This is a genomic window from Massilimicrobiota sp. An142 (genome assembly GCF_002160725.1).
GTDB lineage: Bacteria > Bacillota_I > Bacilli_A > Erysipelotrichales > Coprobacillaceae > Allocoprobacillus > Allocoprobacillus merdigallinarum.
The window spans coordinates 1-1,703 of record NZ_NFLD01000076.1 but is presented as its reverse complement, the minus strand read 5'-3'; the positions used below and the strand labels follow the sequence as shown (position 1 = coordinate 1,703).

1 rRNA gene is annotated in these 1,703 nt (G+C 52.8%); it reads right to left on the bottom strand.

Annotation, left to right across the window (positions count from 1 at the left end):
- Nucleotides 1-3: 3 nt before the first annotated feature.
- Nucleotides 4-1,527, bottom strand: a 16S ribosomal RNA gene (locus B5E87_RS14735).
- Nucleotides 1,528-1,703: the final 176 nt, after the last annotated feature.

Here is a 1,703-nt window from a genome sequence, read left to right as displayed (position 1 = left end):
TAGAAAGGAGGTGATCCATCCCCACGTTCCCGTAGGGATACCTTGTTACGACTTCACCCCAATCATCAGTCCCACCTTAGACAGCTCCCTCCTTGCGGTTGGGCCACCGGCTTCGGGTGTTACCAACTCTCATGGTGTGACGGGCGGTGTGTACAAGGCCCGAGAACGTATTCACCGCGACATGCTGATTCGCGATTACTAGCGATTCCAGCTTCGTGCAGTCGAGTTGCAGACTGCAGTCCGAACTGTGAACGGGTTTCTGGGTTTCGCTCCACCTCGCGGCTTCGCCTCCCTCTGATCCGTCCATTGTAGCACGTGTGTAGCCCAGGTCATAAGGGGCATGATGATTTGACGTCATCCCCGCCTTCCTCCTCCTTGCAGAGGCAGTCTCGCCAGAGTCCCCAACCTAATGCTGGCAACTGGCAACAGGGGTTGCGCTCGTTGCGGGACTTAACCCAACATCTCACGACACGAGCTGACGACAACCATGCACCACCTGTGTGAGATATAGCTATCTCTCTGTCTCCAGAGCCTTTATCTCCATGTCAAGACCTGGTAAGGTTCTTCGCGTTGCTTCGAATTAAACCACATGCTCCACCGCTTGTGCGGGCCCCCGTCAATTCCTTTGAGTTTCATTCTTGCGAACGTACTACTCAGGCGGAGTGCTTATTGCGTTAACTGCAGCACTGAGGTCTGACCCCCAACACTTAGCACTCATCGTTTACGGCGTGGACTACTAGGGTATCTAATCCTATTTGCTCCCCACGCTTTCGGGACTGAGCGTCAGCTGCACCCCAGACCGCCGCCTTCGCCACTGGTGTTCCTCCATATATCTACGCATTTCACCGCTACACATGGAATTCCGCGATCCTCTGATGCTCTCTAGCTGTGCGGTTTCCACGGCTTACCGAAGTTTAGCTTCGGGCTTTCACCGCAGACCTGCACTGCCGCCTGCTCCCTCTTTACGCCCAATGATTCCGGATAACGCTCGCCACCTACGTATTACCGCGGCTGCTGGCACGTAGTTAGCCGTGGCTTCCTCATAAAGTACCGTCACTCGCCTGTCATTCCCTACAGGCGCCGTTCTTCCTTTATAACAGAAGTTTACATCACGAATGACTTCTTCCTTCACGCGGCGTTGCTCGGTCAGGCTTTCGCCCATTGCCGAAAATTCCCTACTGCTGCCTCCCGTAGGAGTCTGGGCCGTGTCTCAGTCCCAGTGTGGCCGTCCACCCTCTCAGGCCGGCTACGCATCGTCGCCCTGGTGAGCCTCTACCTCACCAGCTAGCTAATGCGTCATAAGCCCATCCCTGTGCTATCCCGTAGGATATTTAACATACTCGACATGCGTCATGTATGCCTATGCGGTCTTAGCTGCCGTTTCCAGCAGTTATCCCCCTCACAGGGGCAGGTTGCTTATGTATTACTCACCCGTTCGCCACTCAATGCCGAAGCATTGCGTCCGACTTGCATGTATTAGGCACGCCGCCAGCGTTCATCCTGAGCCAGGATCAAACTCTCCATTGTCCTTTTCTATCTTCAGACAATTTCATGTCTTCTTGACTCTTTCTTTTTTTCTATCTTTATTGACGTGTTTACTGTTCAGTTTTCAATGTCCCTGTGCCCTCTCGTCGAGTGCTCATCTATAATACCATCTATCCTCTACCTTTGCAAGTCTTTTTTTTACTTTTTTTCGTTTTTTT